Origin of the sequence: Halocatena salina, assembly GCF_023115355.1 — an archaeon.
Taxonomy (GTDB): domain Archaea; phylum Halobacteriota; class Halobacteria; order Halobacteriales; family Haloarculaceae; genus Halocatena; species Halocatena salina.
On the sequence record NZ_CP096022.1, the window covers coordinates 31474 to 55170 of the forward strand.

Below are 23697 nucleotides of genomic sequence, written 5' to 3' on the forward strand. Positions count from 1 at the left end.
ATTGAAGTTCGTTTCTGGATTCCAGCGTATGGTCCCTACTCACCCGGTGAGTTTTCCGAGCATCGACTTTATCTTCGATCCTTTCGAAAGTCCTTCAAGCTCTCGGAGTGTCGATTTCTCTTCGGAGAGACTGTCTTCGAGCAGGTCTGTGACCTCATCGGGATAGTCGAGCTTCCCTGCAAGCGTCAGTAGGCCTTGATACGCGGTGATTTCGATACGTTCAGTTTTCATTCCTGCCTGCATATCGTAGAGATCGTGGAGCTGCTCGTCGTCGGATTCTGTGACGAACGTCTCGTGTTCTTGGACGAGCGCATCGAGTACATGGCTCTGTTCTTTGGCGGGTTCGCGCCCGATCACATCAAAAACTCGCTCGATACGTTCGACGTGGGTTCTGGTCTCCTCCCGATGCTCTGAAAACCCCGATGTGAGTTTGTCATTGTTCGCATCCTCTACGAGGTCTCCTAGGACATCGACGAGTTTGGTCTCGATGTAGTACATCTGTTCGAGTTCGCGCACGAACATATCTTCGAGGTTGTTGATAGTCATTGTCTCTCTTTCGTAGAATCGAGCGACGAGAGTCTAAGTACTGTGCCGACACTTGCAGGGTGGAACGACGACACCGTCGATGAGGCGTGCACCTTCTCGACCGTCCATTCGCACGAACCTTCCGATGCACGCAGCGCCCTTACTGGCCCAGAGACGGTATCCATTTCATGAACATCCTTGTGACCGGTGGCGACGGATTCGTCGGTCGACACCTGTGTGAGGTCCTCGCGGGTCGTGATCATGACCTCACTGTTCTTTCACGGACACCGGACCCCTCCGTGCTTCCCGAGCGTACGACGACCGTTTCCGGTGATGTGCGCTCGTACGATTCGATCGAGTCCGCGTTCGCCGATCAGGATGTCGTCGTCAATCTGGTGGCGTTATCACCGCTTTTTCAGCCACCGGACGGCACGACCCACACGGAGGTCCACGTGGACGGGACCCGAAACGTCGTCCGGGCTATGATGGACCACGATGTACCCAAACTCGTACAGATGAGTTCGGTGGGCACCAAGCCGGACGGCGCGACGGGATACGTCCGTGCGAAAGGACAGGCAGAATGGGTCGTTCTCACCGCAGACATCGACGCCGTTATTGTTCGACCGAACATCATGTTCGGTGAGAACGACGAGTTCACGAACTTCATCGACCGTACCACGTTACCGTACGTGACGGTGCTTCCCGATGGAGGGACGACGCCGTTTCAGCCGCTCTGGGTCGGTGATACGGCCGAGATGGTGGCTGATACCGCTGTGGATGACCGGTATTGCAACGAGATATACGAACTCGCCGGTCCCGAAGAGCTGACGATCGCCGACGTAACGAGACGGATCCATCGGGCGCGCGGACAGTCAGTAACGATCCTTCCCCTACCGATGACACTCGTCGATGGGGTGTTACGAGCGATCACACCGATATCGTCCGTTCCGTTCAGTGCCGATCAGGCCCGATTGTTACGTCTCGATCTGCGGAACGATCGAAACGACGTTTCGGCGTTCGATTACAGCGAAGACGACCTTATGACGCTTGATACTTACCTTCAAAGCTCTGAGCTCTCTGCTGATTGAGGCTTGTCTTCCGACATAATCGGTACTCCCATAACGGTTCGGCATTTGCGAGCCGATTTCCCATGTGGACGAGTGCCCAACTACGACCGTTCGAGGATGGTGTTTGTCACAGCTGACGGTGGGACTCTGGAGGGTGCTACCCGTGCGACGGAGATCGAACGTTCCATCACCATCAGGGCATCCGAAGACGAACTCTATCGTCTCTGGCGCGATCCCCAGCATCTATCCCGCATCATGGACCATTTCGCTACGGTAACAGCGGTAGACGGGGGTCGCCACTACTGGGTCATCCCGCTTCCGATCGGCCAGATCGCATGGAACACCCGAACCGTAGCAGAACATCCCAGCGAATCCCTTCGCTGGGAACCGCTGGCAGGACCACGGATCTTCGATGACGTCTCCGTCCACTTTCGGCCGGCTCCAGGCGATCGAGGGACAGAAGTGACGCTTCGGATCCGCTTTGCTCTCCCGAGCGGCATCGTCGGCTGCGTGGTGATGGGACGTATCGACACCGGTCTCGGTCTGCTCGTAAACACAGTGCTCCGGCGCTCGAAGAGCCTCGTCGAGACGGGGGAGATTCCGACGTTGGCACACAATCCCTCGGCTCGTGGATCAGGTGATACGATATGACACGAACGAGTGCGATACGATGTAAAACGGTGATGTGAACATGAGGGCACTCTGTTGGAACGGAGTCAATGATCTACGGGTAGAAACCGTTCCCGATCCCGAGATCACCAGTCCGCGTGACGCCATCCTGCGGGTGAAGCTGTCTACAGCTTGTGGCTCCGATCTACATTTCATCGATGGATACCTCCCTACGATGCGCGAAGGCGACGTGATCGGCCACGAGTTCATGGGCGAGATCACGGCGGTCGGCTCCGAGGTTCGATCAGTGGCGGTCGGTGACCGCGTGGTCGTCCCATCGTTCATCGGATGTGGTAACTGCGGTTACTGCCAGCAGGACCTCTGGTCGCTCTGTGACAACACGAATCCGAACGCCGAGCTACAAACGCCAATACTGGGCTATCCGACCGCTGGAATCTACGGCTACACTCACGCATTCGGCGGATACGCCGGTGCACACGCTGGGTACGTACGGGTTCCCCACGCGGAGGAGAACTGCTTTCCAGTTCCCGACGAGGTGAGTGACGAACAAGCGTTGTTTGCCTCCGACGCATGGGCCACCGGCTACATGGGTGCTGACTTCTGTGATATCCATCCTGACGATGTCGTCGCCGTCTGGGGCTGCGGTGGCGTGGGACTCATGGCCCAACAGAGCGCCTCCCTCATGGGTGCCGAGCGTGTCATCGGGATCGACCGATTTCCCGAACGATTGCGGTTGGCACGCGAGAAAGCGGGATCAGAAACGATCGATTACACCGCTGTCGAGAGCGTCGTCGACGTGCTACAAAGGATGACCGGTGGACGTGGTCCTGACGCCTGCATTGACGCGGTGGGAATGGAAGCACACGGAACGGGCATCGGATACGCCTACGACCGGGTGAAACAAGCGCTCCGGTTGCACACCGACCGCGGTGACGCGCTCCGTCAGGCGATCGTCGCCTGTCGCAAGGGCGGTACACTATCGATCCTCGGCGTCTACGGCGTACTGGATAAGTTTCCGATGGGAGTCGTAATGAACAAGGGCCTCACCGTACGCACTGCCCAGCAACACGGCCAACGATACGTACCACAACTGCTAGACCACGCCGCGCAAGGTCAGATGGATCCGTCATACCTGGCCACACACCGGTTCTCTCTCGAAGACGCACCACGCGGCTACGAGATGTTCAAACACAAAGAGGATGGCTGTGTCCGACCGGTGTTCGTCCCCTAACTCTCGAAGTGTATCCGGACGGTACTGTTGCTCGCTAATTCCATTCGTCATCGAACTCCGAAGCGACCCGTCGTTATTATCGATACTACCGGTAGTACTGCTACTACTTATCGTATGAATAGTACCGGTAGTACCACCATGCGACCGCGAACAGTGCGGGGAGCCACGCGCTCAACAACAGTGTGCTAGCGTTTTCACCACCCAGCTGTCCGACCGAAACTCCATAGCGGATCACGGTCCCTGTCACTGCTGTGACGGTGTACATCGCTGCGACCGGTCTCGGCCGAACGACCAGCACAGCAGCGAGTGCGGCGAAACAAGTGATGCTGATCAATCCGAGCGGTGATCGGATCGGCTGCGTGAGAAGGAGATACACCATCCCCGTATGGATCGGAAGACAGATCCCTCCACCGACGAGCGATCGAACCAACTGCCGGACCCGCCCCCAAAGACCGGGGTCGGGCTGATAGTCGTCGAGTCCCTCCGTAATGTCGTGGTCGTGTCGGTCATTGTGACAGTCTACACACAGCGTTGTTAGGTTCGACAGCCGATTGGAGCCACCATCGGAAAGATGGGTGACGTGATGGATGTGGAGCTGTTTCCCGTCGCTACCTGCGTATGGACCGCTTTTCACACCACAATCCTGGCACGTCCAGTCGTCGCGTTTTTGAACGGCTTTCTTCCGAACATCCCAATCAGGTGGATATTTATCATCGGACTGATCGTACCCGTCTTGCTCGTCGTAAGTGGGATCGATCCCTCGTGTCGTCGAACTCATCGATACTGTCGGGTTACTACCGGACTATACCCCATGATATAAAAATATCCCCTATCTCCTTGTGCGATCGAATCGTCGCTGGAACCTCAACTGTTGAACATCAGTCCCGATTCGACATCTTCGGATCGTCGTTTGAGATGAGTACCATCTCATCATACATGATTGTCCACATGAGAGTGTGTGATCGAAAGAGATCAGAATTCTTTAACGGGATGACAACCAACCGGACTGCGTGGAAACAGTAGAAGCAAGCACGTTGGTATACGTGTCGCCGGAAGAAATCTACGAGTTCCTCGTGGATTTCAGACAGTATGAGAGCTACACCAAATACGTCTCGGATATCGAGCGTCAAGGGGACGAAGACGCCGGTGCAGTGTACGATATCCCGTTGTCGTGGTGGAAAGTCACCTACACAGCGCGAGCGGAAGTCACCGACGTCGATCGCCCATCCCAGATCGAGTGGGAACTGGCTAAAGGCATCGACGCTCACGGTCGCTGGGAGATCGAACACGTACCCGAGGAGGCACCGGAGGACAAATCGGATGCCTGCAGGGTCCGGTTCTACTCGGAATTCGATCCGGATTCGGCGGACGGGGATACGCTCAACCTCCCCAGCGTCATTCCAGTCAGCCGAATCATCGACCGAGTCAAACCGAAGATCCAAACAGCAGCTCGCGTCATCACCCGACGGATGATCGCTGACCTAGAAGGTGAAGAGCGAGAGATCGATCTGAAGGTGCACGAAGCACCTGTTTCGGTGTAATACGGTCTCTCTTTCCCCGAGACAGCACAATCGGATCTCTGTGATCCACCGTTCGATACTACGGAATCCTCTCAATGACCGAGCGACGATTCCGTACCCTCTCGGTTAATCGGTGATGTGGAGTTCGTCGTCGACAGCGTACAGGTAGCCCTTCGAGAGCAACCGATCGAGCACGTTGTGGGCAACGGCGGTTTCGAGATCGATTTCGACGAGGGCGTCGACGGCGACTTCCCGTGAAAAGCTGTCCACCACTGGTTCGTACTCCTCGCGGAGCCGTTCGAGTGCGTCTTTTTCTGTCGGCTCAAGGGGTGTCTGTTGGTTACGCATACAACTGTACACGGTGGCCAGCACTGAGACTGTTCGGGTATCGTCAGTCATACTGACGGAACGGATCTGACAGCAAGACGAGTAGCGATCTGAGCAAAACCACAGCTATCTCATCGTTCGGCTTCCCAGGCGAAATCCTCGTGAATCTGCCGTCCCTCCTCGTTCAGGAGTGGTCCCACGATATCGCTAACACCGTCGAGGATTTCCGCCGATCGGACCGATGGCTCGGTTCCCGTGAACTCCGAGATCTCATTGCCCCCGACGCTGTAGACGACTCGATCGAATCCGGCTGCAACCATACCTCCAGCACACATCGGGCACGGCTCCGTGCTCGTGTACATCACGGTTTCAGCACGTTTGTCCGGACCGAGCTCTCGACACGCGCGATACGCAAGGTGAAGCTCGGGATGACGCCGGATGTCTTCTTCCGTGATCTCTCGGTTCGAGTCAGCCATGATGACGTCGTCCTCGTAGACGAGTACGCTGCCGAACGGCTTGTCTCCGCGGTCGGCAGCCTCACGAGCAAGCTCGAAAGTCCTGCGGAGATGTGAATCGTGATCGAAATCATCGACGTTTACGCCAGCCATACTTGTAATGCTCCGACCGACCAGATAAATCATCGGACCAGACGGGAGGTCCGCTACGAAGCTCAACCGTCCAGAGTATCCACCCGAGGACAGAAACGATGTCCGAAATTGACGTCCGCTACTCCTGTGTGGCGCTGATGAGTTCGTTTATTTCTTCGGCTCTGCTATCGGATATGATGAATCGTGAGAACGTCCAAGCCAACTGGTTCACGATAGCGTCATGACCCGCTTCGGTTAGCGCGTACTCGTTCGTCCGGCGATCCAATTCACTCTTTTCGACAAGCCCCATCTCGACGAGATCATCGAGGTTCGGGTAGAGCCGTCCGTGATTGACGTCCGAACCGTAATACTCCTCAAGTTCGCTTTTGATCGCCAGCCCGTAACGCGCTTCCTCAGCGAGGATGGCGAGGATTCGCTGTTGAAAGGCTGTTAGTTCGTGGGCGATATCCAATTCACTGTCATCCGACACTGTCACCGACATACAATAGACCGATGATAGTATTGCATGTAATACTATTCAACCATCATATGGTGATTTGATCCATCCTCGACGGCTGCATAACGGAGCCATCTCAATGCGCTGGGGAAAGACGCGACTGATCTCTTCTATCGGCAATGAGCGTATCAACCGCGAACTCAGTCGTTCTCTTGGAGCACCGCTTTTTCGTCGCTTGTTAGACCGTACAGATCGTAAATGATCTCGTCGAGTAGCTTTTCAGCCGTCTCGATCCGTTCAGTCAGCCGTTTTGTCTCCTGCTGTCGTTCTCGATATCGATCGAGCTCCTCTCTCACATCGGAAACGTATGGGAGGGTTATGTTCTCCATCCGATCGATCAAGGAGTTCGTTTTGGTCGCGTTTTTTCGGAAGCCTGCGAACCCACCGGCCTTTTCGATGGCGTACGGAACGAATTCCCGAATCAAGAACCGTTCGATCTGCTCTAATCCGACGAACTCCATCGCGGGCAACAGATCGGTTTCGGTGTATCCCCACCGATCGGTTTCGACCTCGTCTTCCGGTTTGTATCGAGCTGAGATCGAGATGGTTAGCGTCTCTCCTTCGTCTGTGGCAGCAACTGAACCAACACGCAAGCCTTCGAGGGAGCTAGTGGTATGGGAGAGTAGGGAGCTCGACACTCCGGTGGGAGGCTGATATCCCGCTATCTCGGATACAGTTTTTCCACCGGAATACTCACCGAGCAGATCATCGATATTCGAATTCAACTCCCTTTTGTCGTTCTTTGCTTCCCGAATGATGTCAGTCACGTCTTCTATCCCAGCAACGGCCGATGAGACATCGATGTCGGAGTCGTACTCCATGAGGCGCTGTTCGTGCTCATCTGACAGCCCCGTCGGCTCGGGAATCGGAATGTCATAAGAGAACATGGGTTTGAACCGGAGGTAGTCGCCCCTGATGTGGGTTCCTCCGTACACTTGTCTGAAGTATCGATCAACGAACGCCGAGTTGAACACCGCCAGCAGGTATTTCAAGCTGTAATTCGAACACTCCTTTCTCGTGGCACTGTACAGGGTGTTTAGTGCGAACAGCTGACTGTCATCGTAGGCGGCGACCGGCCGATAGCTAATATCACGAATGAACAACTTTTCGCTCGCCTCGAACACGTCTCGGGTTCGTAGGTCTCCATACTCCCCGCTCTCGTCGTCGATCAAATCCGCATCGTATCGGATCCATTCTCCACTCCATTCTACGTGGTACCGATCGATCGAGGTTCCATCAGCCAGCTTTTCGCAACTGTCATCGATGTTTTCGTCTACGACTAGTTCATCCCTGACGTTGCCAGTGTGAATCGCTTCGGTCATCTCGATATGGTCGCCGAGCCGGGTGTGATTGGCGAGCGCTTTCTCGAGTATCGGTGCGAAATCGGGATCCATGTTCACCGGAATGATACGATTACCCAATCGATCGATGAGATCTCTGGACAACGGTGTCGGAGTCGTCCCATCGATGTCGTTGGGTTCCTCGACATGTCGGACGGTAAGTCCCTGTCTGTCGGCGTTTTCGCTGGATGCATAGGAGATGACGAGCGGATAGATGTCGGCGTCTGTGAACACGTCGAGACGGGAGACGTCCACTAACTCCCGGAGTCCGTACTCCTCCAAAAGGAGCTTACGGAGGCGCTTCCCGTAATCCGTCGTTGTCCATTTGTTGGGGATGATGAACGAGTTCCGATCGCCCAGCTCGGCGGCCCGCTCCAGAAACGGAATGTAGATGTCGTATGCCCCTTCGGCCGATCGATACCGATCCTTATAGAAACGTTTGTGTGTATCCGGGAGATTTCGACTTCTGATGTACGGTGGATTTCCGATAACGGCGTCGAACCCGGCATCTGGTCGTTCGGACCTATCGTCATAGAAGACCTCCGGATACTCCAGCTTCCAGTGGAAATACCCATCCTCTACCGCCCACGATTGAGCGTTCTGGAACCACTGCGTCCGTTTGATCTGTTTCCACTCTCGGTCGTCTTCGAGCGCCGCCATCCGTTCGTAGGCGTCGTTCGGCGGCTTTTCACGCCCGATCTTTTCGGCGGTATGAACGTTTGCCATCGCTGTGAGTCGTTTGCGACGCGTCTTTTTCTCGGCTCCGTTGTATTTGGCTATTCCCGTAATGTCGTCGGACTCTCGGAGCTCGGTGGTGATGGAACCGGCATCCTCATCCGCTGTGAGCCTCTCGATATCACACCCGATGAGGGCGTTTCCGGTCTTCAGACGGTGATCCAAACGCGCCGGTGGCTGTTCGGCGGCAAGCGTTCGTAGCCACAGCGACATCCGCGCTAACTCCACGGCCAGCGGGTTCAGATCGACACCGTACATACAGCGTTGGGCGACCAGTCGACGCGCCCAGTTGATGTCGTGCTTTTCGGTGCCAGTTTCGATCTCCTGCCGACCGGGCTGCTCCGCGTGGGCGGCGATAATCTCCCGAGCAAGGTAGTCGACGGCACTCATGAGGAAATGTCCACTTCCCATCGCTGGATCGACCACGTTCAGGTCGAACACCCGTTCGGCAAACTCCACGGCGAAATCCCGATCGTTGTGGGTGCTCTGTGCCACCACATCCTCACGGATATCACTCAGAAGGGAGCCGAGAGTGTTCTCGACAATGTACTTCACGACGTATTCAGGGGTGTAGTACGTGCCCGTAGCTTTCCGTTCACCGCTATCAGTCGTAAGATACACCTCCCCTTCCCGAACGACGATATCATCGCCCTCCTCGGCACGCACGTACTCGCCGTCGTCGAGAGCCAGGGGTTCATCGGCGATGTCGGGGTTGTACTCCAGCAGTCTCTCGTAGATCGTCCCGAGGTGGCGGACATCGAACGAGGAGTAGTCGATGAAGATCCGCTCACCGTTCTTCTGACTCCGGGTCAGGAGTTCGATGGCCCGCGCAAGATAAACGTCACCGACGTCGTAATCCGAGAGAAAGCGTACTGCGCGGCTATCGTTTTCGGTTGGGTCGGTACGGAACAGCTCTCCCTCGTACGCTGGGATGTACAGTTCCTTTTCGGGAAACCCGTGGGATTTACTCCCCGTATCGAGGAGGCTGAACAACTCGTTCAGACGCGACTGGAGGCTGTGCTGCCAGTCGTGGTACGTCGGATTACCGGTGTCGAGGGCTGCTGTGACCGTTCGCTTGAGTGAATCTAGACTGTACGAGTGCTCGTAGATCGCGCTGTCAGTATCGAGTAGCTCCCGACTCTCTGCGTATAGGACGAAGACGAGTCGGTACAGGTAAACGATGGATCCCTCGTGAATCAGACCGATATCGTCTTCGCCGAGATCGTTATCGGGATATCGCAGGAAACCCTCTGAGAGGACCGTGATCGCCTCGTAAACGTTGTCTTGGAGATCTTCTTTCAACTCCTGAACAAAAACGTTCGATTCGTCATACACGTCGTCGAGAAAACAGTCCCCGTCAGCGTCTTCGAGAAACGCCTCATGCCGGAAAAAGAGATAAAAGTATTTGAACTCTTCCAGGTTATCTCTCTCCAGAACCGCCGGAAGATCGATCTCGTAGTACGAATCAAGTCGGTGGCTAGTCGGGCCGTGGTAGAGTCGCCATCGCTTCCCGTTCGTCAGAACAGCCCAGCGAGCGGGCGTTTCTTGGAGGTACATGTGCATCTGATAACTCGGATTCTCGATTCGTCGGCCGTGTTCGTCGCTCCCGAACGTATCGAGTGGACAATCCCATCGTTTCGTGGATGCGACGGCGACTACGTTCTCATAGCAATCTTGCTCTGAGCGTTCGAACACGGTAGCAGCGTCTTCGGTTGCGAAGAGTCCATAGTCGGGCCGACGCCGTGTGCGATCGCTGCACTCTTTGACGCCGAATGGAACACCTATCTTCCGGAATATGGGCCGAATGAGCCGCTCTTCGAGTTGCGACTCGTTGCACTCGGCTACTGTACGGTTCTCGTGCTCCCACCACCTCCTGATGTCGTCGTACACGGCCCGTACTGTTTTTTCGTTGATGTCGTTCCATGCTCCGGTTTCGGGAAGATGTTCATCGAGATAGTAGTTCGAAAATAGATCACGATTTGTCCGAAAGTCGGGCTCAGTTTTCATATGGCGAACTCCGAGTGAGGCTAACGCTGAGAACCGCTTTTACGTCTGTATAGCATTGACATCCCCCCGCGCCTAAAGGCACAGGGATTTTCCTCTCCCTTTAGCTTAACCGAGGCGCTAATCCCCTTTCCTCAACGAGCACCGAAGGCGCGAGCCGTCAGGCGAGCGATAGGGTGGGGTAGTTCACTGCCGATGACTCCATGATCCCAGTGGCGGCACTCCGAGCGTCTTCGGGTCCGTTCGATCCGTGTCAGAGAGCTACCAAAGTACAGATGGGTACGGACATGCAAGTGCACGCCGAGATTTAACGTGTCTTTTCGTTGCTGGGAGTGTATGATGAGTGATCAATACGAGGGTGCGATGTGCGACGAAACGTCCGATACGCAAGAAGAACTCCAAGGACACAACCAAAAGGGGCACGCTCAGCAGATGTGATGACACACCACCTCCCAAACCGAGACGAACGAGCCTTGATTTTGGCCGGCCGAATGGCATCGGAGCATCACCCACAGTAGCGACGCTTGCTGCCATGGCTCTATCTCATCGAGGAGTTGCGACGAACCCTTATTTCGTTCCGTAGTCCACGTAGCGATATGGAAGGAACAGCAGCGCACAAGGTGTCGGACGGAAAACTCGTCGAGGTGCGTGTCACCTATGATGAGGCGTTCGAGAACGTGACTATCCGAGGTGATTTCTTTCTCGAACCTCCCACAGCCCTCGAAGAACTGGAAGCAGCCATCGAAGGGCTCCCAACGGACAGTGATCGCGCTCGGATCGTTGGGGCGATTCAGGGAGTGGAAGCACAACTCATCGGTTTTGACGCGGAGGCTCTCGCAACGGCCCTTGAGGAGGCAGTCCATCGATGAGGGTCATCCACGGAGATCCGTTTCCGGAGCCGATCCATCATGCGCTCGATCAAGTGTTACTCGATCGGATCGCAACCGGTGAGCGTGAGCCGGTTCTCAGGTTCTGGTATCGGGCGGCTCCGGCCGTCCCGATAGGGCGGTTCCAATCGTACGAAAACGAGGTCGCTGTCGACTACGTTAGCGAACACGATATCGATGTCGTCCGGCGAATCACCGGTGGTGGTGCGATGTACGTCGCCCCCGGCGACGTGATCACCTACTCCCTGTATCTCCCGCGGACGGACGTCCCCGACGACGTCGAAGCGAGTTATGAACTACTGGATGAGCCGATCGTCGAAGCGTTGAGAGGGGTCGGCGTGGCTGCACGACACGAACCACTAAACGATATCGTTCATCCCGATGGGAAACTCGGAGGAGCTGCCCAACTCCGTGTCGACCACGGCGTCCTTCACCACGCAACGTTGAGTTATGCCCTCGATATCCGTGAAATGTTGCGAGTCCTTCGGATCGGCGAGGAGAAGCTTTCAGATAAGGCCGTACAGTCGGCGGAACAGCGTGTCGCGCGTATCGCCGACCATACCGAGGCGACGCGAGAGACGATTATCCAAGCGATCGCGGACGCCTACGCGGAGCGGTACGGCGACGGAATCGCAAGCCTAGCGGACAAGGAGATAGAACGAGCCGAAGAACTCGCTGCAGCGCGATTCGACACGGACGACTGGAACAGACAGCGGTAACGACGCCGTGGCTCCGTGTTCACGGTGGTGCGTAAAACACCCAACCTTCGGGCGGGACGGACACCTCGACCTGCCCATCACCGTCGACGCTTACATCGTCTGCGTTACCGCTGTAATCGTGTAGCGTCGTGTCGGTCCAGGAGGTGTCAACGGATCTGCTCTGCCAATCGTTACTGTTGTTGTTTAACCCGACGAGAAGATTGTTGTATCGCTCATACACCGCGAGATCAGAGTCGGTGTGTCGCCAATGCGTCTCCCCACCACAGAAGTTCTTTCGTACCCAGACCATGTTGTTTATCGCGTCGTTATCGAGAATCCAGTCCGGATGGAGATTGTACACGACGGGACAACCTTCCACTGTCAGGAGATGTGCGTGTGCGAGTTCGTACTGGTCCGGACCGTTTTGGTCGTGGTTGTCGACGAACGGCCACGCGTGCCATGGGTCCTGTGTTTTGACACCTGCACCCTGAAGGTTGCTCATATCGCCACCGCTGAAAACATCGGATATCGTATAGAATAAGGGATAGTCGAACGCGTTCATTCCGGTATCGATGTACTCCTGAACGTAGGAGACGCTACCGCTGTACACCTCAGCGACGCGTTCCATCCCGAATTCGTCGGCCCACGGGTTCGCATAGTCTCGGAAATAGCTGGGATACATGTGCTTTGCGGCATCGTACCGGTAGCCGTCCGCACCGACCGCAGCGATCTTCTGCATGTAGTCGTACAACTCGCCACGAACGTAGTTCGACTCCTGTTTCAGATCGGGAAGTCCGAGCAGTTCACCGTTTTTGACCTCCTGTGGATCGTTCCAGTCGTCGATCCCGCCACAGCAGTGGTGGAAATCCGAATAACTGAATCGAGGGAACTCATATCCGTTCTCTGCCGCCATGTGGTTCATGACACAGTCCACGTAGACCTCGATACCGTGGTTGTGGGCTGTATCGATGAGCGTCCGAAGTTCAGATTCCGTTCCGAATTCGCTGTCGAAGCTCGTGAAATCGATCGGTTGATACCCCAACGGTGGATCGTTGCGTCCGTCCTGGTCCGTCCACGTCAACCCGCTTTTCTGTGGTGCCTGTATCCAAACAGCGTCATACCCACGGTCAGCAACGGTCGAAAGGTTGTTCGTAATGGTGTTCCACGTCTCGTGAAAATACTGGAATGCGACGGGATCTCCTGACGCAGCCCGCGCCGAATCGGCCACCGTCGCTGTCAAACCGACGGTTCCGACGACACCGAGTCCCTTCAGCAACCACCGCCGTGATACGGTGTCAGTACGTGCCGAACCATTGCTGTTTTGGTGTGTGATATTATCAGCCATGATGTCTATGATGAAATTATTCATCATAAATCTTTCCCACATGTAATCATCACAGTGTACTGGCACGATAAAACGAATGACGGACAATTATTGCCGGAGTCTACAGTACAGTGGGGATTGTACTCCCTGTGAAGTGATCCGGTGAATCGAAAATCTCCGAGACGACACACGGGAGATATCGTCAGAGGCCAAGGCAGAAACTCCCCGTTCGACGTGGGTTAAGGCGTGTTAACTGTTATTCGGGACTGTGGATTCAACGCTACCTGTTGCAGCGATCGTCGGAATCGGACTCGGAGTATTCCTCCAAAAGGGTCGGTTCTGCTTTGTGAACGCCTTTCGGGATTTCTTTGCGTACAAAGATACCCGTGTCACGAAAGGTGTTCTCACCGCGATCATACTCACGATGGTTTTCTGGGGACTCACCTATCAACTGGGGTATCACCAGGAGCTCTGGACACCGAAGTGGGGAATGACTGGCCTCATCGGTGGGTTCGTCTTCGGCGTGGGAATGACCTACGCCGGTGGCTGTGCCAGTGGTACGCTTTATCGCGCCGGTGAAGGCTACTTGCAGTTTTGGCTCACCCTGCTGTTTATGGGTGGTGGGTACGCGTCGTTTACTGCCATCTTTCCGACGCTTCAGAGTACCTACTTCGCGCCGCTTACCATCGACAATGGGGTGAGTTTGTTCGCTATATCACCCATCCCGGCGGGGTTTTTGGCTGTGTTGATCGCAGGTGCCGTCGTCCTCGTCTATGCGGCGCTCACAGGATCGAAAGCAGCCAATAACGGTTCGCCTGAACGGGCAACGACGAAAACAGGGCTGTTGACTGTCATCGCGCCCATCACTGGTCTTCAAACCTTCGTAAGCGACACCCGAACCTACTTGCGGGGGCTGGTACACGCGTTGCGTACCCCGGTTGCGTCGAGTAAGCGTCCGTGGGATCCACGAAGTGCTGCGCTCGGTATCACTGCCGTAGCGGTACTCTGGTTCGTCCAGGTGTCCATTGTCGGCATCACTGGACCGGAGGCTCGCTGGACGGGGTATCTGATCTCACAGGTCGGGATAAACGCGGCATCCTTCGAGTATTGGGGCTCCATCCTCTTTCAGGGACAGGGAATCGGGATCACGGCCGACATGGTGATGATCGGGTTTGTCATCATCGGCTCGTTTCTCGCTTCTCTCTGGAGTGGTGATTTCTCGCTTCGCATCCCGAAGCGTCGCCGCCTCCCGAACGCCGTCGGTGGAGGATTTCTCATGGGGGCTGGGTCGCGTCTCGCTCCCGGCTGCAATATCGGAAACATCTACTCTGGCATCGCGGAGCTGTCGATCCATTCGTTCATCGCGAGCGTCGGTATTATCGTCGGCGTCTACGTCATGACACACTGGATTTACCGGGAAGTTGGATGTGCCATCTGAATCGTTCATCAACCATCATACACACATACACGACAATGCCATCGATCGACGACGTCACGAATACACCGGATGAATTGAGCGAGAAAGAAGCCGACACGCTACTCGAAGAGGCCGATCTCGTCCAAGATATGAGGGGAGAGGTGTGTCCATATCCCCAAGTCGAAGCCAAGAAAGGATTACAGACGCTGAGCGCTGGTGAACTCCTCGTTCAGGAGACCGATCACGTCCCGAGTACGGAGAACGTACCCAAGGCAGTCGAAAACGACGCCGAGGCCTCCGTCTGGCGGGGCAGTGATGCGATCGACCGAATCTATCTCCGGAAACGATAATCGATGATAGAGAAGATATCTCCGAAGACGGTCCGAAAGCGCCTCGAACGCGGTGAGGACTTCGATCTCATCGATATCCGTGATCGTGAATCCTACACTGATGGGCACCTCCCAGACGCCAAACATCTAACTGTCGAATCCCTCGAAAACACGGTTGCTGATCGTGACTGGGCGGATGAAGTGATCATATACTGCTATGTCGGACAGACCTCAACGCAGGCTGCCAGACTCGTCACACGATACGGGAACACCCGAGACGTAAAGAGTATGGCTGGTGGTTATGAGGCCTGGGAGTCTGCAGTGCTCTCGAACACTGACTGATCCGTGATCACACCGAGGTTCGACTACGAGCTGTATGCGACCTCCAATATTTAGTTTTATTTGTATTTATAGGAGAGGGTGAGTAATGAAAATATTATAATTTGATAGATACTGATGGTTTATCACTGCTTGTTGACCATAGCTAATGCTATCGAATCCAAGCTTTTGAAAGTAGTCCGGCGATGGTTCGACCGGAGAGGTACTGTTTCTCAGTATCAGAGGATGATAGCTCAAAATGATATCTGACTAGGTAATCACCTCCGCTCTGTGTATCCGTGTACTGTACAGTACCCATAACATATATATTACATACGTCTAATCATGAATTATGACTGTCCTCGATGATCTGTCAGGACTTGAGTTCGAATCTCTCATGGTCGATGTATTTCGGAACTATGGGTACGAGAACGTCCGACAGACGCCCAAGACAGGTGATGAAGGTCGCGATATTTTGATGACGGAGTCAGTCAACGGGCAGCGACAAGACGTCGTCGTCGAGTGTAAACACATGGAGCAGGTCGGACGGGAGATCGTCCAGAAACTACATTCTGCAGTGATCACGTACGATTATTCGGGTCCCACTCGAGGGATGGTCGTCACCTCGGGAACGTACACGGCGCAAGCCCGAGAGTACGTTGAGAAAGTCAAAACGAACGGTGATGGGATCGAAATCGAGTTGGTCGACGGAAACACCCTCCTCGACATCGCTGATGAGACCGGCTTAGATCTTCAGAATGGGGCAGTCGAACTCATCTGTCGTCGAACGCTACCTCCGGGTGATGTCGAATCACCGGTCACCGAACAGTTCGAAGCCATCAAGAACGTCGCTACGATCGATCTCGGTCGAATCGAATCGACAGCCGAGTTCCGTCCGGTAGTAACGATCGAGACCCACACAGATGCGCAGTTCGAAACTTCTGTCGGGTGTATTCACCGTGTGAACGAGCGTGATACATTCCACATTCACGGTGATCACACGCCCCCACAGCCGATCGACAGTCCCCTGCGACAGCTCATCTCCGGGAACGCCTACCGAACGCTCGAGTTGGCCGACGCGAAAGAACAGGACGGGTTCGTCGATACAGGTGTTGTGCGGTTTCGACACGCCGAAAGCGACTTCGAAGCCTGGGCTGTCGATCAGCTTCAGAAAAAGTACACGACTACAGTTGAGTACACTGGCGACAACAACGTCGACTACGAAAAAGAGTGCGTGCCGACCGAATCACACGTCTCGATCAGTGAGCTTAGGTCTGTGTACGTCCCTCGCATCCGATCGGAAACACAGCTGAACGAGTACACCTATACGTTAGCATACGATGCTGTCGGACCCGATCGGCACATTGTCGATAACGAGATCACACGGTGTGTCCACTGTGACTGGTCGTGGACGCCGTTGACCTACTGCGATAACTGTGGGAGTATCAACTGTTGGCGGCACATCCGAACCGAACGAGTCGACAACGAGCCGGTGTGTACCGACTGTGCAGTGACTGAGCGGTTTGCGCTCCGAAAGCGCTACTTCTACGACGAGGACAACCGTGGGCAGTTCCGCCACGAGTATGAGCAACGACCGCTACACCGCCAACTGCTCGAGAACAAGCCATTGATCGCGGGAGTTATACTCGTGATAGCGTTAGTGGCGCTGCTATAACGCTACATTCGACGCGTTTCGATACGAACCAGATCTTTTCTGTGTCCGACCGGCGTTACACCCCAGTAGTTCGTCGACAACCCGCACGACGAACTCCCAGACGACCCTTCTGGGACATCGCTTGTTCGGTGATACCTGTCCGACGATCCCGAACCGCCTTTTGACGATCGTCCCACGTTAGTAATTGGATGATTCTGATAGACTCTGTCTATTCATCCTCGGGGAGGAGTAGTAATTACAACACAATTATATATAATATTAATATACTTAAAAATATAGATTATAGAGGCGTATTCAGTGGGATCGTCGCTATTGATCGATCGAGAGCGTTTTTTGCCTCGCTATACTATCTCCTCTATCAATATGAAGCTGAGCTATCAACATGCGAATCCTTACTCCGGCTGCGAATCTGTTTTGCTTCGGATCGAGGGGCTTCTGTCCAACCAAACTGTTTGTATTCTCATCGATTCGGGTAACAGTGTGAACGTCGATGATCTTCTCGATGCGGACGAGTATCTGACCGCGATCTGTCTCACGCACGCCCACTATGATCACTACCAGTCTCTCGATTCGAATCTCCGGGATGGTGCTCCCGTGTATTCGACATCGGATACCAAAGAACTGTTAGAAGCGTCGTATCAGGTGGGAAAGCACCGTTCAGCTGTCGATCACGATAGTGTCCTTTCTGCCATGACGACGATCGACGGCTGGACCTCGATCGTCGAGGGACTCCGCGTCCGAGCGTTGCCTGCGGGCCATGCGCCCGGCGCAGCGAGCTTGCTGTTTGCGATTGACGACGGCGAACAGACACGAACCGTCCTTGCAACGGGAGATTTCACGCTGCGGCGAGCAGCGGGATATCCGGGGTTTGAGACGGATCTGCCGATCGATATCGACGTGTGTTTGCTCTCAGCAACGGCGAGCGAGGATTTCGAATCGACTGCAACGCGTGCCCTGAAGACGATCTACGATCGGACGACCGCTGGCTCGACCGTCCTCATTACGGCCGGTGGACAAATGGGACTTCATCTCGGCTACCTACTCAGCCATATTGCCACCGAGCGCGGGAGGACCTTCCCGATCACGCTGGTCGGGCAGACGGCCATCCTGGCAGACCGCCTCGACTACGATCTCCCCGGCGTTTCGACGGTGTCCGAATTCGACGCGCCATCGACCGTTCTTACTCGAGGGGGGGTGACGATCGCTGGGCCGGACGTACCAACCGCTGATAGCGAAACGAGTGCAGCCCGCCTCTTCGAACAGATCCGGACCGACGGCGCGGCGACGCTCGTCCAAATCCCGGCTGGTGGCGGCTCGCCCGTCAGGACGGCTACCTGTACCGTCCATTCGTTCCCGCTCAAAAACCATCCACGCCGAACCACGATCGATAGCGCCATCAAATCGCTCGCACCGATTCACCTTATCATCTTACACGAGATCGGTCCGGAGGCCGATCAGTACAAGGACCACTACAGTAGTTATGTCTGGGCGACGAGCGACCAACTCTCTCACACGCTCTTGGACGAAACGGGCTGGACACCGCCACCGTGGGTCTCCGCGCAAGTCGAACGATACGTCACACAACAGAGGATCAAATCCCGACAGCCGATCAGTGCTGACGTCTTCACGAGTGAAGCAGAGTTTCCCTCGATCGACCGCTATGCGTCCCCCGATCTCGAACGTGAGGGCATCACTCCACGAGTGATTTCGAGGGCAACTTCCGGAGAACAGGGGATTGAACTATCTGACAAAAAATACGGTGTCGAAGCCTCAGCGGCCGATGAAGAGGCACCGACGGAATCCACGTCAGCGGTGACCGAGCGTCTCACAGCACTGAACGACCGCATTGCCGAACTCGAAACGATGATTGATCAACGGCTATCCGAACACGAACGTCGTTCCGCCCGTGTCATCGACGTACAAAACGGAGTGACGATTCTTCGCCTCGACGAGGAAATAAACGCCGAATCGGGTGACAACGTCGACATTCTTCCCCCGTCGTGAACGCATCTTCGAATAACCACGAACATCTATTATTTAGGATGAAAGGGAATGTGTTACGAACGGCTGGAGTGAATCACGGATATCCACACGTCTCTACGACGAGTAGATAACAATAACGTTAATTATATTGTACTGTTAGGAATCGATATAAAATAGTGTTACCGCCTCGTATCCCGATCGAAGTCGTTCATCGGAGCACGTGATCGAGATGCTAGGGGATGGTAGTCGATTGAATCGACGCGAGTACATGAGGCTCACCAGTGCTGTCGTCGTCGGCTCTACAGTTCGTACGGCACAAATCGATACAGGCGGGACGACCAGCGAGATTCGGTTCGAGCGCGTCGTCGACGCGGTCACAGATCTCGGGTGTGATCCAACGGGCACCCAGGACGTGAGCAGCAAGATCGAATCAGCGCTCGATGGGGGGACGCTCATCGAATTCCCCACCGGCGAATATTATTGGGAACGATCTGTCTCGCTGAACACTGATCGCCTCGGCATCCGCGGGAAAGATGAGGACGTGTTGTTTACGTTTCCGGCCGGGTACAACGAGTTTTTCATCGACACCAGGTGCGATCGAGCGCTGTATGAGAACTTCAATGTCGATGTTCGTCCGGACAACACGGCCACGGGTATCCGGATCAACTCCGAGCACGGCTTTCACATCGAGAACATCGAGCACCTCGGACGCGGGACCGCTGACGCGAGCGACGTCACTCGGTGTTGGCAGCTTCGGGTGAACGATCCGGATTCCACTGGTGTCGTTAAGAACTTCGTCGCCAAGGAAGGCTCTGCATGGGCACACTATAAGGACGGCGACGGTCGTATCGGGATTTCCGTCTACGGCGGGGAAGGCACGATCAAGATCATCGATTGCCATCTTGAAGAGTTCGGTAACAACGGCATCTACGCGAGTCGTTCGCTCAGCGCAGTCCAAGTAGAAGGCGGCGTTTATCGCAATAACAACGTTGCAAGCATCCGGATCTCAGGCGATGGAAGCTACGTTGATGGTGCAGTCGTTGAGGTTGATCGGAAAAAATACTCCGGTCCACACACCTTGGACGACGATGGGTTCGAAATGCGTGGCATCGTCATCGAACAAGGGAACGCCGATATCGGAACGTTCGATGCGACGGGCACGAAGATCTGTAACACTGACATCGTCATCCGCGACAATCCCACCTCGGGTTCGGCCATCTCCGTCTGGACCGGTGGTCGAACGCTTGACGTATTGAACACACGGATCGTTTACGATAATGACGGCTCACCCACGATCTATCGGGAGGGAAAAACCGCTCAGGGCAACCACAGCCCGAGTTCGGGCGCGCGTTGGCTTCACATGGAACGAGTGCAGATCACCGGCACCGCTACGGAGGGTCCAACCGTACTCGCCGAAGAGGCCGACGCTTCTCGGATCCGGAACTGTTACATCGAACAGTCCGGCAACGGTCGTGCGGGCGTCGTGTTCTCGGATTCACAGGACACCTTTGTCGGGAACTGCATCATTGATGTGGGCGCGAAGGCCTTTTCCCTCGACTCGTCGTCAGGACGCTCGAAGAACGTTAGACACACAGGCCCCCCGTTGGCGAACTGTGTCGGTGCGTCTTCTCCAACTCCGATGAAGCGACCGTCCTCAGAACGTCGTCTCTGAAATGTGTTGCACTCGGAGTAAAGGTCTCGATGCAGTCCCTCGGCGGTTTTACTGGTCGACGAGACCGCGATACAGAGGGACTGTTCCGATGAGAAGTATTAACCACCCGATGGATGTGAACGCCACCCCTTCGATTTGATACATCCAATGATGACAACAGTAGTATCCACCGTCCGTCGCTCGGAGAAACTCCCGCAGTCCATAGCTGATGCACAAACTCCCTCCTGTTCCTGCTGCTGCACACGTCGCGATCTTCCTCCATGGATTAGTCATTCTAGACACCTATCTCTACATATTGACGCCAACAATCTATTAATTTACTCATAAAGAACATCAATAGAAGTGCGTATAATGAGAGACATTTCTGATGCGTGTTTGGTCTGTATCGTCTCTTCTGCCCGATCAGTATCGATTAGTATTGATACGCCAGTTCGGGCGTCAGTGTGAATTAGAGTTGCTTTTCGAGTACGACGCGTCCAGTCTCGGTAACGCAATACGTGCCACCGGGCTGTCGCTGGAGGAGTCCCTTCTGTTGGAGGTGTGTACACGCTCGATCGATTGGAACTGGATGAATGTTTAAAACTTTCGCGATCTCTATCACGCGACAAGGCCCTCGTTCGTTGAGAGTTGCAAGAACCCGGATTGTGTGATCCGTTTCGCTCGAGTCATTGCGATCCGACATATCTTCATCGGTTCCCGTTCGCGTCATGCACCTTGATGAGTTCTTGGTACCGTTCACGAATCGTTACTCGGCTCACCCCTGAGCATTCGCTCACTGCTGTTTGTGTGCGCGCATCGTTCGTAAGGCGTGATGCAGCGTACGCGGCCCCTGCTGCGAGCGCTGCTGGGCTTTTGCCACTGTGCAAGTTCTGTGTGGTGGCGGTTTCGATGAGATCGTGAGCGATCTGTTCGGTCTCTCCACCGAGATCGAGCGTCGAGACGAATCGCTGTACATAGTCGTGGGGATCGATCGGTGCAATACCCAATTCGAGTTCGCGCGTCAGATAGCGGTACGCGCGTTGGATGCGAATCTGATCGACTCGGCTCACGGGAGTGAACTCACAGAGCCGACGCGGTATACCGGCCTGTCGTGTAGCAGCATACAGGCTGGCGGTGGTCATTGCTTCGATCGATCGTCCTGGCAACAACTCCATTTCGATTGCCTGCCGGTAGATGACGCTGGCCGTCTCCGGAACGGGACCGGGTAACCCGAGCGCCGACGCCATGCGCTCGATCTCACCTAACGCTTGTTTGAGATTTCTCTCTTGGCTGTTTTTCGTCCGATAGCGTTCGTCCCACGTCCGAAGTCGATGTATTCGTTTGCGTTGTCGTGCCGATAGCGATCGACCAGCTGCGTCGGTGTCGTCCCATCCTATCCACGTACTCAATCCCTTGTCGTGAAGAAGCGGCGTCATCGATGCGCCGACTCGACGTTTGTGGGCTGTTTCCTCGGCCGTGAATGCACGCCACTCCGGTCCGTGATCGATCTGATCGATGGCGACGACACACCCACACGCCTGACAGACGCGCTCGGCTCGTGATTCATCTCGTATGATACGACCACCACACTCGGGACAACACGTTTCGATGGCGTCGGTTCGCTGCTCCTCGTTTCCGTCCTGTGTTGATCGATGATGCGAACTGTCGTGTGTGTAAATGCTCTCGGTCATGGTGTTGTGGATGTTACGGAACGATACACAGATCGATTTCCCAATTCAGATTTTTGAATGAAAACAGTAAGTAGGGTGGGCTGATTCTCAGATCTTGGGAATCGACCGCACAGCGTATCTTGTCGTTGGACTATCACATGGACGTCGATCACGGCGTTGATGTCGTCTACGGAAGATATCCATGAGCGATCACTCGGGATTCAAGACGTCCCGTGGGTTCTCGTACACGACCTGTCTGATCGTATCGAGATCGATCCCGAGCCGGTAGAGTTCGAAGATGGTCCGCTTGAACGCGAACACGTCACTCCGGAGGATTCCCGCGCTGTCGGTTTCGACTAGCACGCGATCCGGACCGTATTTTTCGATGACTGTGGCGACGTCCCGCGGTGTTACACCGAGCAGCCACGGATAGCTCACGGTGTAACTCAGATAGCAGTCCGTGCTCTCCATCACGTAGGAAGCTGCCGCCTGATCGGCGTGTGAGAGGACGAGTTGATCGTCGGGAAGTCCTGCCTCGTCCTTACATTCGATGTCGAGTTCGATCGCGGCCCGGCGCTCGTCCGCCGCGTCGATGACGGGTGGCTGTTGCAGTCCCATGTCGAGTTCGTAGCCGGGAATCATTCCCCGCTCGCGGAACGGAATTTCCACATCGCTGAGATCCGGCGGCGTGTGAGCGATCGCGGGGATGTCGTTGTCGTCGGCGATTTCCATCTGTCGCCGCGTCGCTTGCTTTTGCTCTTCGAGTGGCCAGCGTGCGACGTGCTGTGTGGAGGTGATTCCGATCTCGCCGACGGCGGCGACCGCATCGAGTGCGCAGTAAGCTGGCATCCGCTCCAACAGGACTTCGTAGTCATCGACCCGTGCACCGGTGTGAATCCCGACTCCGAGCTTCGCGTCGAAGACGTGCGCCTGTTTGATCTGGCTGAGGCGGTTGAGCGCATCGTCCCATAGGTACTGGACATCTTCGGGTTCGACCGGCTTGTACGGCGTCCAGTAGTAGGCAGCTGCCATCATCACCATCGATTCGCAGCCACTCAACGCGAATTTCTCGCGGTCGTTCCACGAGAGTGTGTGTGCGTGGTTGTGGATGTCGATCCACGGGATGTTCATCAACTCCGTTGGAAACGCCGATGTGCTCTCTGACTGTTCAGCGTCGATCGGTCGGTTCGTCGGATAATGGGGATCCATCGTAACTTGAGTTCGCTCTTTGAGCTGTTCGATTGCCGATTCGATCCGGGAGC

Annotated in this window: 22 protein-coding genes; 12 read left to right on the forward strand and 10 right to left on the reverse strand. The window is 55.2% G+C overall.

Annotated features, from left to right (window positions below):
- Positions 1–39 precede the first annotated feature (39 nt).
- Positions 40–546, reverse strand: a complete 507-nt coding sequence (locus MW046_RS17240) for a YciE/YciF ferroxidase family protein (protein WP_247995759.1) — start codon at positions 544–546, stop codon at positions 40–42.
- 167 nt (positions 547–713) lie between these two features.
- Here MW046_RS17240 and MW046_RS17245 point away from each other — a divergent pair, with 167 nt between their 5' ends.
- From MW046_RS17245 to MW046_RS17255, 3 genes are all read left to right on the forward strand, one after another.
- A complete protein-coding gene (locus MW046_RS17245) occupies positions 714–1613 on the forward strand; it encodes an NAD-dependent epimerase/dehydratase family protein (RefSeq protein ID WP_247995760.1) in 900 nt (299 codons plus the stop codon).
- A 72-nt stretch (positions 1614–1685) separates the two neighbouring features.
- On the forward strand, positions 1686–2243 hold the full coding sequence (locus MW046_RS17250; RefSeq protein WP_247995761.1) for an SRPBCC family protein: 558 nt from the start codon (positions 1686–1688) through the stop codon (positions 2241–2243).
- A 40-nt stretch (positions 2244–2283) separates the two neighbouring features.
- Positions 2284–3453 carry a zinc-dependent alcohol dehydrogenase gene (locus MW046_RS17255; RefSeq protein ID WP_247995762.1) on the forward strand — a complete coding sequence of 390 codons (1170 nt, stop codon included), beginning with the start codon at positions 2284–2286 and terminating at the stop codon, positions 3451–3453.
- A 103-nt stretch (positions 3454–3556) separates the two neighbouring features.
- Here MW046_RS17255 and MW046_RS17260 read toward each other — a convergent pair whose 3' ends face one another.
- Positions 3557–4231: an HNH endonuclease gene (locus MW046_RS17260; RefSeq protein WP_247995763.1), complete on the reverse strand. Its 675-nt coding sequence runs from the start codon at positions 4229–4231 to the stop codon at positions 3557–3559.
- A 232-nt stretch (positions 4232–4463) separates the two neighbouring features.
- On the opposite strand from MW046_RS17260, the gene MW046_RS17265 reads away from it, so the two are divergent.
- Entirely contained in the window at positions 4464–4994 is a 531-nt protein-coding gene (locus MW046_RS17265; protein WP_247995764.1) for a type II toxin-antitoxin system RatA family toxin, read from the forward strand.
- 105 nt (positions 4995–5099) lie between these two features.
- Here MW046_RS17265 and MW046_RS17270 read toward each other — a convergent pair whose 3' ends face one another.
- From MW046_RS17270 to MW046_RS17285, 4 genes are all read right to left on the reverse strand, one after another.
- A complete protein-coding gene (locus tag MW046_RS17270) occupies positions 5100–5321 on the reverse strand; it encodes a hypothetical protein (RefSeq protein ID WP_247995765.1) in 222 nt (73 codons plus the stop codon).
- Between the two features lie 110 nt (positions 5322–5431).
- Entirely contained in the window at positions 5432–5908 is a 477-nt protein-coding gene (locus MW046_RS17275) for a nucleoside deaminase (RefSeq protein ID WP_247995766.1), read from the reverse strand.
- Positions 5909–6026: 118 nt separating this feature from the next.
- Positions 6027–6389 carry a PadR family transcriptional regulator gene (locus MW046_RS17280; protein ID WP_247995767.1) on the reverse strand — a complete coding sequence of 121 codons (363 nt, stop codon included), beginning with the start codon at positions 6387–6389 and terminating at the stop codon, positions 6027–6029.
- 155 nt (positions 6390–6544) lie between these two features.
- Positions 6545–10486, reverse strand: coding sequence for an Eco57I restriction-modification methylase domain-containing protein (locus MW046_RS17285; RefSeq protein WP_247995768.1), 3942 nt, complete (start codon positions 10484–10486; stop codon positions 6545–6547).
- A 593-nt stretch (positions 10487–11079) separates the two neighbouring features.
- Between MW046_RS17285 and lplB the strand changes: the two genes are divergently transcribed.
- Together lplB and MW046_RS17295 are read left to right on the forward strand one after the other, a co-directional pair.
- Positions 11080–11352, forward strand: coding sequence for a lipoate-protein ligase small subunit (lplB, locus tag MW046_RS17290; protein WP_247995769.1), 273 nt, complete (start codon positions 11080–11082; stop codon positions 11350–11352).
- Positions 11349–12089 (forward strand): lipoate--protein ligase family protein, encoded by a 741-nt coding sequence (locus MW046_RS17295; protein ID WP_247995770.1) that lies wholly within the window; start codon positions 11349–11351, stop codon positions 12087–12089. The genes lplB and MW046_RS17295 overlap by 4 nt, the downstream gene beginning before the upstream one ends.
- 19 nt (positions 12090–12108) lie before the next feature.
- On the opposite strand, the gene MW046_RS17300 is transcribed toward MW046_RS17295, so the two are convergent.
- Positions 12109–13413 carry an alpha-amylase domain-containing protein gene (locus MW046_RS17300; RefSeq protein WP_247995771.1) on the reverse strand — a complete coding sequence of 435 codons (1305 nt, stop codon included), beginning with the start codon at positions 13411–13413 and terminating at the stop codon, positions 12109–12111.
- Positions 13414–13660: 247 nt separating this feature from the next.
- Between MW046_RS17300 and MW046_RS17305 the strand changes: the two genes are divergently transcribed.
- From MW046_RS17305 to MW046_RS17330, 6 genes are all read left to right on the forward strand, one after another.
- Positions 13661–14830: a YeeE/YedE family protein gene (locus tag MW046_RS17305; protein ID WP_247995772.1), complete on the forward strand. Its 1170-nt coding sequence runs from the start codon at positions 13661–13663 to the stop codon at positions 14828–14830.
- Positions 14831–14865: 35 nt separating this feature from the next.
- Entirely contained in the window at positions 14866–15159 is a 294-nt protein-coding gene (locus MW046_RS17310; protein WP_247995773.1) for a sulfurtransferase TusA family protein, read from the forward strand.
- 3 nt (positions 15160–15162) lie between these two features.
- Entirely contained in the window at positions 15163–15480 is a 318-nt protein-coding gene (locus MW046_RS17315; RefSeq protein WP_247995774.1) for a rhodanese-like domain-containing protein, read from the forward strand.
- A gap of 328 nt (positions 15481–15808) precedes the next feature.
- On the forward strand, positions 15809–17131 hold the full coding sequence (locus MW046_RS17320) for a restriction endonuclease (RefSeq protein WP_247995775.1): 1323 nt from the start codon (positions 15809–15811) through the stop codon (positions 17129–17131).
- 363 nt (positions 17132–17494) lie between these two features.
- Positions 17495–19135 (forward strand): MBL fold metallo-hydrolase, encoded by a 1641-nt coding sequence (locus MW046_RS17325; RefSeq protein WP_282190253.1) that lies wholly within the window; start codon positions 17495–17497, stop codon positions 19133–19135.
- A 247-nt stretch (positions 19136–19382) separates the two neighbouring features.
- The gene (locus MW046_RS17330) at positions 19383–20786 is read left to right on the forward strand and encodes a hypothetical protein (RefSeq protein ID WP_247995777.1); all 1404 of its coding nucleotides are present in this window, start codon (positions 19383–19385) and stop codon (positions 20784–20786) included.
- Between the two features lie 448 nt (positions 20787–21234).
- Here the strand turns inward: MW046_RS17330 and MW046_RS19660 are convergent, their stop codons facing one another.
- The 3 genes from MW046_RS19660 to MW046_RS17340 all read right to left on the reverse strand — a co-directional run bounded on the left by MW046_RS19660 (position 21235) and on the right by MW046_RS17340 (position 23644).
- Positions 21235–21495, reverse strand: a complete 261-nt coding sequence (locus MW046_RS19660) for a MarR family transcriptional regulator (RefSeq protein WP_368411451.1) — start codon at positions 21493–21495, stop codon at positions 21235–21237.
- Positions 21473–22456 (reverse strand): transcription initiation factor IIB, encoded by a 984-nt coding sequence (locus tag MW046_RS17335; RefSeq protein WP_247995778.1) that lies wholly within the window; start codon positions 22454–22456, stop codon positions 21473–21475. The genes MW046_RS19660 and MW046_RS17335 overlap by 23 nt, the downstream gene beginning before the upstream one ends.
- Positions 22457–22645: 189 nt before the next feature.
- The gene (locus tag MW046_RS17340) at positions 22646–23644 is read right to left on the reverse strand and encodes a TatD family hydrolase (RefSeq protein ID WP_247995877.1); all 999 of its coding nucleotides are present in this window, start codon (positions 23642–23644) and stop codon (positions 22646–22648) included.
- Positions 23645–23697 lie beyond the last annotated feature (53 nt).

Excerpts from the sequence above, each read along its gene's own strand:
- MW046_RS17340 (WP_247995877.1), bottom strand. The coding sequence starts at position 23,644 with ATGGATCCCCATTATCCGACGAACCGACCGATCGACGCTGAACAGTCA.
- MW046_RS17335 (WP_247995778.1), bottom strand. The coding sequence starts at position 22,456 with ATGACCGAGAGCATTTACACACACGACAGTTCGCATCATCGATCAACA.
- MW046_RS19660 (WP_368411451.1), bottom strand. The coding sequence starts at position 21,495 with ATGACGCGAACGGGAACCGATGAAGATATGTCGGATCGCAATGACTCG.
- MW046_RS17255 (WP_247995762.1), top strand. The coding sequence starts at position 2,284 with ATGAGGGCACTCTGTTGGAACGGAGTCAATGATCTACGGGTAGAAACC.
- MW046_RS17300 (WP_247995771.1), bottom strand. The coding sequence starts at position 13,413 with ATGGCTGATAATATCACACACCAAAACAGCAATGGTTCGGCACGTACT.
- MW046_RS17275 (WP_247995766.1), bottom strand. The coding sequence starts at position 5,908 with ATGGCTGGCGTAAACGTCGATGATTTCGATCACGATTCACATCTCCGC.
- MW046_RS17260 (WP_247995763.1), bottom strand. The coding sequence starts at position 4,231 with ATGAGTTCGACGACACGAGGGATCGATCCCACTTACGACGAGCAAGAC.
- MW046_RS17295 (WP_247995770.1), top strand. The coding sequence starts at position 11,349 with ATGAGGGTCATCCACGGAGATCCGTTTCCGGAGCCGATCCATCATGCG.
- MW046_RS17280 (WP_247995767.1), bottom strand. The coding sequence starts at position 6,389 with ATGTCGGTGACAGTGTCGGATGACAGTGAATTGGATATCGCCCACGAA.
- MW046_RS17240 (WP_247995759.1), bottom strand. The coding sequence starts at position 546 with ATGACTATCAACAACCTCGAAGATATGTTCGTGCGCGAACTCGAACAG.
- MW046_RS17245 (WP_247995760.1), top strand. The coding sequence starts at position 714 with ATGAACATCCTTGTGACCGGTGGCGACGGATTCGTCGGTCGACACCTG.
- MW046_RS17320 (WP_247995775.1), top strand. The coding sequence starts at position 15,809 with ATGACTGTCCTCGATGATCTGTCAGGACTTGAGTTCGAATCTCTCATG.
- lplB (WP_247995769.1), top strand. The coding sequence starts at position 11,080 with ATGGAAGGAACAGCAGCGCACAAGGTGTCGGACGGAAAACTCGTCGAG.
- MW046_RS17325 (WP_282190253.1), top strand. The coding sequence starts at position 17,495 with ATGAAGCTGAGCTATCAACATGCGAATCCTTACTCCGGCTGCGAATCT.
- MW046_RS17285 (WP_247995768.1), bottom strand. The coding sequence starts at position 10,486 with ATGAAAACTGAGCCCGACTTTCGGACAAATCGTGATCTATTTTCGAAC.
- MW046_RS17330 (WP_247995777.1), top strand. The coding sequence starts at position 19,383 with ATGAGGCTCACCAGTGCTGTCGTCGTCGGCTCTACAGTTCGTACGGCA.
- MW046_RS17315 (WP_247995774.1), top strand. The coding sequence starts at position 15,163 with ATGATAGAGAAGATATCTCCGAAGACGGTCCGAAAGCGCCTCGAACGC.
- MW046_RS17310 (WP_247995773.1), top strand. The coding sequence starts at position 14,866 with ATGCCATCGATCGACGACGTCACGAATACACCGGATGAATTGAGCGAG.
- MW046_RS17270 (WP_247995765.1), bottom strand. The coding sequence starts at position 5,321 with ATGCGTAACCAACAGACACCCCTTGAGCCGACAGAAAAAGACGCACTC.